Genomic DNA, 9,936 nt, shown 5'->3' on the forward strand with positions numbered 1-9,936 from the left:
GTGGTCTTATTGGCGACGCGCCCATCAAGCTACTGCGCGTTACTGGCATTTTCAAAAACGAGCTGGCCTTTCCTCTGCTTAAATACAACTGTAATACTAAGGCAGCAGTAATGACGAGGCTTAGCTCAATTGGTGCTACGGCTAAAGTTAGCTTGCCACGCAAAATTCGGGAAATGTCGAGCAGATCGTCAATCAGTTGTGCCTGTAGCTGGGCGTTACGTTCGATCGTTAAGAGCGCACGAGCCGATCTAGTTGTATCCAGCTTGCCGTTGCGGAGCAGTTTTGCCCAGCCCAGAATCGGATTGAGCGGCGATCGCAACTCATGCGACAGCACAGCCAAAAACTCATCCTTGATCCGGTTTGCTGTCTCAGCCTGTTGACGAGCTGCTTGCTCGCGGGCAAGTACCTGAGCTTGTTGCTCGGATGCCCGTTGACGCTCTAATTCAGCCGCAATTCGGAGCGCAAAAACCGGAAGCAGAAATTCCGCCAGTTGGATATTCTCCAATCGCTTGCCGTCCATCATACCTAGCAAGCCTAATGGAGTGCCGAGCGAATCATAAAATGGAACCGCAATATAGCTTTCAACCTGTAGCGGCGCGAGTAGCGGCGCGTGCGGAAACAGAGCTTGAACGCTCTGCGGATAGCAACACAATTTTTGTTGCTGAATCACTTCTTTGCAGGGAGTGTCTCGCAGCAAGTATTCAAAATTTTCGACGATTTGACCGCGAGCATACACCGCGATCGTTCTCAGGGTTTCCTCATCGCGATCCACGAGTAGCGCAATATAGGCATAGTCTACGCCCAATGCTTTCGCGAAATGTTGTACTAGGGCATAGAAAAATGCTTCTCCAGTTACGCCGGAAACGCCTTGGGTAATTTCCAGCATGGCGGCATCGGTTTGGGCAATCCGATGGGCAGCGAGTCGGAGTTCTAGCTCGTCCACGACCATTGCGGCTAGATCGTTTAAGGTAGCTTGCTGCTCCAGACTAAAGCTTTCACGGGGCTGGGTATCTAACAAGCAAAGAGTGCCAAGATTAAAGCCGTCGTGAGTGATTAAAGGAGCGCCAATATAACACCGCACTCCTGGATCGCTTTGGACAAATGGGTTACAGCTAAACCGAGAATCTTGTTGGGTATCCAACGCTACTAAAATCTCGTCAGACAAGACTGCAAAGCTACAAATAGTATCATTTCGTTTTACTTCGCGCCCCTCAAAGCCATAACTAGATTTGAACCAAGCTCTAGACTCATCTAGCAGAGACACTAAGGCGATTGGCACGTTGAATAATCGTGCAGCCAATGTGGTAATGCGATCGAAGGCAGCTTCGGGTGGCGTGTCGAGAATCTTATACCGATGCAATGCTGCTAACCGTTCAGTTTCATTGGCTGGAACTGGGGTGGTTAGGGTTGGTTTAGGCGATCGCTCTTTCATGAAAGGAGAAAATCGAATCAGGTCAAAAATCAGAAATAAAATTACGCTCGAAGTGGCGTTCTATTGCTTTTTTGATTCAAATACATCGTTACACAAGGCATGAATTGCACTCGCCAATTTCTCTGGCTCGACGGGTTTGGGAATATGTTGCCCGAATCCAGCCGCGATCGCTTGCTGTTTGTCAAGTTCTCCAGCATAGGCAGTCAAAGCAATGGCTGGAACGTGTCTAGCTTGTTCCAGCGTCCGAATTTGTCGCATCAGCATATAGCCGTCCAGATCGGGCATTCCGATATCGCTGACGATTAAATCGGGAACGGACTGCTCGATCGCTTGTAATGCCTCAATTCCCGATGCAACGCTGGTGACGATCGCACCTGCTTGTTCTAAAACAAACGCGACAAACTCTCGCGAGTCTGGCTCATCGTCTACCACCAAGATGTCAATGCCACTCAAATCGCCCGTTAAGTCAGAAGATACTTCTATCGGTAGTTCGCTCGATTGCAGTGCCAGTGGAATTAGAACGGTAAACGTAGCACCTTGTCCTTCACCCTGACTCTCGACGGTAATTGTTCCACCGTGCATTTCGACAATTTGACGGGCGATTGCCAGTCCTAATCCTAAACCGCCAAATTTACGAGTTGTCGCTCCATCTTCCTGGCGAAAATGCTCAAATACATAAGGCAGAAAATTAGGATTGATGCCAATTCCTGTATCGATGACTTGAATTTGGGCATGAGTTCCAGTTTGGGTTAAGGCAACCGCGATCTGCCCATTGTGAGGAGTAAATTTCACGGCATTGGATAAAAGATTCCAGACTACCTGTTGCAATCGTCCGGCATCACCCATTACCGTTCCCATATTAGGTGGGATTGTCGTTTCAATTTGCAGCGACTTGGCTTCGGCAGCCAAACGAACCGTTTCTAGGGCAGATGAGACTACCATCCTCAAGTCAACAGGCATTTGATTCAAACTCAATTTGCCGCGCAGAATGCGGGAGATATCGAGCAGGTCTTCAATCAGTTGTGATTGTAACTGGGCATTGCGCTCGATCGTGGCAAGCGCGGTTGCGGTTTTTGCCGCGTCTAGTTTTCTTTGTTGTAACAGTTTCGACCAGCCGAGGATGGGATTGAGGGGCGATCGCAACTCGTGCGATAACACCGCCAAAAACTCATCTTTAATCCGATTGGCTTGTTGCAATTGCTGGGCTTGCTGCTGGATTGAGGCGATCAAGTTTGCCCGCTCCAGGGCGATCGCCATCTGTTCGCAGACCGATTGTAGCAGATCGATTTCTGCTGGGGTAAAGCAGGTGCGGCTGCGGCTGGCAAACGAGAGCGTCCCCAGTAGCCGTCCCTGCACGATCAACGGTTGTCCGGCGTAAGCGGTGACACCGTTCGAGCAGATAAGCTGTGCGTTGGGATGGGTGGAGATTTGGGCGCGATCGAGGACGATTTGCCGCCGCTCTTGTGCTACTAGTCCACAGAGATACTGACCGAATTCAATCCATTCGATCGCCTCAGCCGCTTCATCGGAAATCCCCCCATAGTTTCTCAAATGCAGCATCGCTCGGTTGTCTTTTTCTTCAACCATGTAGTTGTAGAAATAATCCAATTCCAGCTGGGCTGAGAGTTTGCTAAATAAGTTGTGCATCAGCGCCAGGGGTCGCTCGGTGGCGAGTAAATCGCTGGTGGTGTCGTACAGCAACCGGAATCGTTCGTCAGCTTGCCTTTGTGCGGTCTTGTCCTGCATGATTTTGACCAGTCCTTGCACGTTGTCCGCTTCATCGCGTAATGGCATCACTAAACCACTACCCCAAAAGCGGCTGCCATCTTTGCGGACGTGCCAGCGTTCGTTTTCTGCCTGTCCTTGGGTGAGGGCGATTTGCATTTCCTGCTCGGCTTTTCCCCGTTCGTTGTCTTCTGGCGTGAAAATGATGCGACCGCTACAACCGAGAATTTCTGCTTCGGAATACCCTAACAATCGTTCGGCTCCCCAATTCCAACTCGTGACATTGCCATTGAGGTCGAGGGTGAAAATGGCATAATCTTTCGCACTTTCAACCATCAACCGAAAGCGAGATTCGCTTTGGCTTAGGGCTGTTTCAGCTTCTTTGCGAGCGGTAATGTCGTAGGATATAGCCAGCACTGCATTAACCTCACCACGCTCGTCGTACAGGGGTGTGCCATGAGAAATGTAGTATCGCCCGTGGCTGCAATGCTCTAAGCTGAATGGTTCGCCACCGAGAGCTTGGCGGTAGTAGGGTTCGTAGCGTGCCACGAGGGTTGGGTCGAGGGCTTCCCAGAGAGTTTTGCCTACCAAGTCCCCAGAAGTCATTCCTGCGTCTTCAAGAGCTTTGCCTTCTGCTAGCAGATAGCGCAAATCGCGATCGACAATGAAGACAGCTCCATTCGGTAGGTTGGTAGCGACTGCACGGAAGCGGGCTTCATTCTGGCGCAGCGCAAGGCTGGCGCGATCGCGCTCAAAGGCGATGCTGGCAACTTGAGTACCAAACTCAGCCAGTTGATATTCCCAATCAGTTGGCATCCGCGAGCGGTCGAAACAAAGCATCAGCGATCCGAGGGGCAAATTGTCCGCTCCCAGCACGGGTGTAGAATAGCACGCTAAGATGCCGTGAGCCACGCATAAATCTCGCCATTCTGGCGACCAGCGATTGTCATTGGCAATATCCGCACAGGCGATCGGTTGACCGCGATATACCGCTTCACCACAGGTTCCGATGCAGAGATCGTTAATCGGGGCATCCTTGAGTCCTTGCCCAAACGACGGTGGAAAGTCTGGCGCGATCGAGCGCGGAAATGTCAGTCGCTGGGCATCGGTCAACAGGAAGCAGGCGCGGGTACGCGGATTGAGTTTAGCTACCGACTCGCACAGGGATGAAAGACATTCTTCCATTGGCTGCCCCGATGCAATTAGCTCCAGCAGTCGCTTCTGCTCGGTCAACATCAGTTCCGAGCGTTTGCGATCGCTGATATCTGCCATTGCACCGACAACTCGGACTGGATTCCCCATCGAGTCTCGAAGAATGCGAGCGCGATCGAGCACGAAGGCGTAAGAGCCATTCGTCCGCCGAAATCGATATTCCTCGCTCCAAAGGAGTGCTTCACCGCTCAAACAGGTAGCATAACTCGCCTCAACGCGCTCTAGATCGTCTGGGTGAACCCGCTGGGCCCAACCAGACATATCAGCTCCGAGATCTTCAGGACAATAACCAAACAGCAGTTGCATCCGCTCGCTCCACCACATTTGCTGGGTCTGCACGTTGAAGTCCCACATGACATCGTTCGTCGCCTGGGACATGAGTTGGAAGCGTTCTTCGCTCAGGTGTAGTGCTGATTGTGCCAGCCTGAGTTCGTGAATGTCGGTACTGCCACCAACCCACTCAACGATCCGCTCCTGGTTATCCCGAATTGGCAGTCCCCGACTGAGCAACCACCGATACGTCCCATCTGCTTTGCGAAACCGACACTCCATTTCGTAGGACTCACCCGATTGCACCGCTTGCATCCAAGTATGAAAGGCGCGATCGCGATCGTCGGGGTGGATGCAAGTTGTCCAGCCTCGCTCTAACAATTCATCGTTCAGTCCGGTATACTCCTGCGCGAAACGGTTGGCATAGGTAATGCTGCCGTCCGGTCGCGCGGCAAAGACAATGTGGGGCATCGAATCGGCAAGTCGGCGGAAACGCTGTTCGCTAACTTGCAGTGCCGATTCGATCTGCTGGCAAGCGGCTTCTCCAGATATAGGAGATTCCTCGTCCTGCATTGCCCGATCCGATTTCAATTCTGAATGCTGCTGCGGTGCTTCGTCAAAGTATTCTGCCAGCAGGGCAGACGCGCAGATTCGCTGAACCTTTTGAGGTGAATTTTTGAGTTCGTGCAGCATGGCTTTTAGCTGCATCAGTGCCAGTGGCGAAAGCTGCGATTTGTTGTTCTCCCAACGAGCGATTGTTGGCAGTGCCACACCTAACCTCGCAGCAAATTCTGTCTGCGTCAGTTCCAGTAGGTGGCGCAACTGACGGACGAAGATACCTGTTTCACTACGAGGTAAACTTGAGGAGCGAGCGGTGGATGCCACAATCTATATTTTCGATCGATAACCAATCGAATGATATTAAATCGATCGACAAATGGAAACTATCAACCGCGCATTTACCTCTTAAGATAGATTTAGCAGCTTGAAACGATCGCGCTGGCACTGCGCTCGCTCTGAGTGAGTCATTTAATACAAGAAATTTTGGCTGACTTGGACTTGTCATTGTCAAGCACCTAACCAAACTATACAAGGTCGGTAGGGTGAGCGCAACGAGTAGAAAGTATTGTTGCCATCTACAGCGCTTCTTCCCCAAAAAAGTGCAACTAGAAGAATTACATTTATCTATAGCAACCTATGAGGAGGCAGGTGAGTTTGCGTTTGACGACAAATAGAATGCGAGTGATAGCTGAAGAAAAGGTAGGACGCGGTATGGGTGCAGCTACACTCGTCAAAGTAACGCCAGCTATGACTATTCTAGGCTGATTTTTCGCGAATCGCTCTGCGATTGAAAAGTGTCTAAGCGTGCAAACGTTGCATCTAGGCGATCGCCAAACCATAAGACACGTTATCTTTCAATAAAGCTAAATCTGCTTCAAACAACCAGATTTTTGTCTCGTGACCAACCCTACCCATTTCTGGTTCTGGTCCCATTTCCATTTCTATTAAATAAGCCCAGCTACTTGATTCGGCTATGTAATTTTTGATTTTACCCGTTCCACCAACAAAGCGAACTGTTTGATTTTTCCGAAATTTAGGAACTTTCGTCACAGTTGCAGTCATGTTTTATAATTCCTCAACTACAAAGGCTATAACTATTTTTTTAGTTAAGGCAAAGCTTTAATATCTCTATCGAGGGGTTTAGGTTGAAGCGGGGATCGTATACCTCAAGCAATAACTGTTTTGGTACTTGATTACACTGATAAAAAAGCTTTAAATCCAGGGTGCGACCTCTAGTTGATTTAGCGATCGGATAGTGATACTACTGAGTAAACTAATCACAGGAGCAAAAATGGGCGCACGAATCCTGAGTATTGAAGGGTCGCAAGTGAAGCTAGAAGTGACCATAGACTTAAGCCGTTCGATGCTCGCGAGTGAAGAGAACATCCAGCAAAGCTTGAACGAAGGAGGATGTCTAGCAACCTCAGCCGCCCTGAAATATTTAGATACCGATGGTTCAGCCATTGAAATCGCTGGCGAAGTGATGCGCACAAAAGGAGAACAACCCAAAGAGTATCAAACCCCCTATGGAGAAGTCATTGTCCATCGTCATGTGTATCAGCGTTCAGGAGGGGGTAAGACCTATTGTCCGGTTGAGCGAGAAGGCAGAATTATCATTACCTCAACCCCCTTGTTTGCGAAACAAGTGTCCTCCAAACTGGCTTATGGCTCAGCAAGAGACGTACAACGCGACCTCGCAGAAAATCATCGTCGTCCAGTTGCAGTCTCTTATATCCAACGCACCAGCGAAGCCGTTGCCAGTATCATTGAGCTCAAAGAAGAAAGCTGGAACTATGTTCCCCCCAAACTGGAGGTCGAGATCAAGAGCGTTGCCATTGGTCTAGACGGCACCTGTATGCTGCTGTGCGACACAGGATGGCGAGAGGCAATGGTCGGGACTATTAGTCTTTATGACGCTGTAGGGGAACGCCAGCACACAATTTATATTGGAGCAACCCCTGAATATGGCAAAGCCAGTTTTCTAGAGCGGCTAGAGCGAGAAATCCAACGCACCAAACAACGATACCCTAAAGCCACCTATATCGGCATTGCCGATGGTGCCGCCTCAAACTGGCAGTTTCTGAAAGGTCATACCCAAGAGCAGATTCTAGATTTCTATCATGCCTCTGGTTATCTTGGTGCGGTGGCAGTTACGCTTTATCCCGATAACTTAGCCCAACAGAAACAATGGCTGACTCAAAAGTGCCATCAGCTCAAACATGAGTCGGAAACTGCATCCGAACTTTATCAACAGATGCTGAAGTTATCAGAGACCCAAACCCACTCCAAAACCATTCAAGAGAACCTAGATGCAGCGGTCACTTATTATCGGAATCATCTTCATCAAATGAACTATGCTCTGTACCGCGACAAACACTACCCGATTGGGTCTGGCGTGACTGAAGCAGCGTGTAAAACCGTGATTAAGCAACGCTTATGCTGTTCTGGAATGCGATGGAAAGAAGCAGGTGCATCTGTCGTCCTTAGTTTAAGAACGTTGGTTTTAACACCGACACGGTGGACTCAATTTTGGCACAAACTCAATCAATATGGGTTTCCGGTTGCTCTCTAAATAATATCAGATCGAGGTCGCACCCTAAATCCAAAGCAATCTTAAAGGCAAACTTAGTATTTATTAGGATTTCTGGTAATTAAAGTTATAAATTGGAGTCAGCCGCTTTAAAGACCATAACTATAAATGCTTACAAACACTTTTGTAGAGCGTTGAGCTAGGTCAAAACCAAACTCAACACTTTGCTACAAAAAAGAGTTTTCAAGAACGTAAATTCAGTATCTCTCGAACAGGTATTATTTGACAGATCGCTCTCGATGGATAGCAATTAAGTTATGATTTTTTTTCGCGCATAGCCCTTGTTTCAATACGTATTGTTAGAGCATCAATCCGCATTTTGCAAGCTCGAAGCCGCATCACCCTAGCTTTAAAACGCATAGCAGATAGATCGAGTTTTTTCTGAGAACGATCTTCTTGAGAGAAATTAGACACGATCGCGTACCACCTTTTACTAAATAATGATTTTAAATTTTTCCTAAATTCGATAATTTTTCTGACACTTTTTTAAGTTTCTTGAGCAGACAAAGGAGAAGGTTTATCAAGAAATGGAGAAAGCTTGTCTTGTGACAAATAATAAAAGTATGTAACGCAACAACCAATTGTTAGCAAAACTTTTAGCTAGTCTCCGACCGAGTTAGACTAATATTTTTGAAACAATTAGCCTCAGCTTCGTTTGCAATTGAATCGAACTCCATTTACCCAACTCTAAATGGGGCTAAAATTCTACCTATACTATGTCTCACTGCTATTTCAATTTTGAGTCGCTAAAATTAATTCTATATATCCCTACAGAGATAGCTTTTCTAACACAAACTTGTGACTTCAAATACATCTTATCCTCTCAATTTATCGCCATTAAGTATACTAATATACTAATATTTTTACAGCGCAATCTACAAGGCTTTCAACATCGTTGTCTAAACGAAATTAAATATTTCGTGTCTACGATCGATGATGTAACCGATGTGTCCTCTGAAAACAGTTAGTGCGATTTTTTTTATTTTGGTAGTCAAAATCACTCAGAGATTTAACACCAAGTCCATTCTCTAGCTAGAAGATGGATGAAATAGCATCAGTTAGTAGTAGTAAAGTAGCCAGATAAGTCCGAGCTAGATCGCCGTGCATTCTCGTGCGATGGCAAGTCCTTTCTCGAATTGCCAGAAGCTCGCTAGAGAAATACTTAGCTAGTTTTTAGCGACTTGGATGGGAATATTTACCCAATTTCCACAACTAAATGGATAACTTCGCACCCTTGGATCGGGAAAAACAAATACTCGGACACGACATAATTGTCGTGGGAGCCTCTGCTGGCGGGGTGGAAGTGCTTACCCAGCTGGTTGCCTCTTTGCCAGAGAACTTACCAGCGGCAATTTTCATCGTCATTCACCTTTCTGCCACAAGTAAGAGCTTTCTGCCAGAGATCCTCAACCGCAATGGGAAAATGCACGCGGCTCACGCTCGTGACGGGGAAGCAATTGTGCCTGGGCGCATCTATGTAGCACAGCCGAACTACCATTTGTTAGTCAAACGCGGTTACATCCGCTTAGTGCAGGGTCCAAAGGAAAACGGTACTCGTCCGGCAATCGATCCCTTATTTCGCACGGCAGCAAAGGCATACGATCGCCGCGTAGTTGGTGTGGTGCTGTCGGGTACGCTCGACGATGGTACGGCGGGGCTGATAGATATCAAGCAGCGGGGTGGTGTGGCTGTGGTGCAACATCCCAATGATGCCCTGTTTAGCGGGATGCCCAAGAGTGCCATCTCACACGTAGAAGTAGACCACATTCTACCAGTCTCGGCGATCGCCCCTGTTTTGGTAAGTCTAGCCCATGAACCAATAGTTGAGCCAGGAGCTTTGAGTGTGAATAGCGACAGCGAGCGGGAAATGGAACCCGATATTGTGGAACTCGATGGCATGGCTTTACGCGAACGAGGACATCCTGGGACAGCTTCAGGCTTGACTTGTCCAGATTGCGGCGGTTCCCTGTTCCAACTGCACGAAAGAAAGAATTTGCTTCAGTACCGCTGTCGCGTCGGTCATGCCTTTTCTGCCGAAAGTCTGGTAGCTGTAGCGAACTGCAAACATCGAGAGATAAAACTGCAAACAAGGCAATTTTGAAACCACATTCACTGCAAATAAAGGGGGTTTCAAAACCACAATATT

The 9,936-nt window shown here is 48.2% G+C and carries 6 protein-coding genes; 3 read left to right on the forward strand and 3 right to left on the reverse strand.

The features are described from left to right. A partial coding sequence (locus tag QH73_RS19465) for a sensor histidine kinase (protein WP_132867394.1) occupies positions 1-1,432 on the reverse strand: 1,432 nt, incomplete at its 3' end. A 60-nt stretch (positions 1,433-1,492) separates the two neighbouring features. Continuing rightward, the gene (locus QH73_RS28900) at positions 1,493-5,524 is read right to left on the reverse strand and encodes a PAS domain S-box protein (protein ID WP_052289845.1); all 4,032 of its coding nucleotides are present in this window, start codon (positions 5,522-5,524) and stop codon (positions 1,493-1,495) included. A 312-nt stretch (positions 5,525-5,836) separates the two neighbouring features. Between QH73_RS28900 and QH73_RS28905 the strand changes: the two genes are divergently transcribed. Then, positions 5,837-5,965, forward strand: a complete 129-nt coding sequence (locus tag QH73_RS28905) for a hypothetical protein (RefSeq protein WP_286194134.1) — start codon at positions 5,837-5,839, stop codon at positions 5,963-5,965. Positions 5,966-6,019: 54 nt separating this feature from the next. On the opposite strand, the gene QH73_RS19475 is transcribed toward QH73_RS28905, so the two are convergent. Then, positions 6,020-6,262 carry a hypothetical protein gene (locus QH73_RS19475; protein WP_039714150.1) on the reverse strand — a complete coding sequence of 81 codons (243 nt, stop codon included), beginning with the start codon at positions 6,260-6,262 and terminating at the stop codon, positions 6,020-6,022. A gap of 229 nt (positions 6,263-6,491) precedes the next feature. On the opposite strand from QH73_RS19475, the gene QH73_RS19480 reads away from it, so the two are divergent. Both QH73_RS19480 and QH73_RS19485 read left to right on the forward strand, forming a co-directional pair. Further along, complete coding sequence (locus tag QH73_RS19480; protein WP_039711635.1) at positions 6,492-7,772, forward strand: ISKra4 family transposase; 1,281 nt, start codon at positions 6,492-6,494, stop codon at positions 7,770-7,772. A 1,234-nt stretch (positions 7,773-9,006) separates the two neighbouring features. Then, positions 9,007-9,891 (forward strand): chemotaxis protein CheB, encoded by an 885-nt coding sequence (locus QH73_RS19485; protein ID WP_052289844.1) that lies wholly within the window; start codon positions 9,007-9,009, stop codon positions 9,889-9,891. Positions 9,892-9,936: the final 45 nt, after the last annotated feature.

It is taken from the genome of Scytonema millei VB511283, assembly GCF_000817735.3.
In the GTDB taxonomy this organism is placed as follows: Bacteria; Cyanobacteriota; Cyanobacteriia; order Cyanobacteriales; family Chroococcidiopsidaceae; genus Chroococcidiopsis; species Chroococcidiopsis millei_B.

Coding starts and splice junctions, on each gene's coding strand:
- QH73_RS28905 (WP_286194134.1), top strand. CDS start 5,837: ATGAGGAGGCAGGTGAGTTTGCGTTTGACGACAAATAGAATGCGAGTG.
- QH73_RS19475 (WP_039714150.1), bottom strand. CDS start 6,262: ATGACTGCAACTGTGACGAAAGTTCCTAAATTTCGGAAAAATCAAACA.
- QH73_RS19480 (WP_039711635.1), top strand. CDS start 6,492: ATGGGCGCACGAATCCTGAGTATTGAAGGGTCGCAAGTGAAGCTAGAA.
- QH73_RS19485 (WP_052289844.1), top strand. CDS start 9,007: ATGGATAACTTCGCACCCTTGGATCGGGAAAAACAAATACTCGGACAC.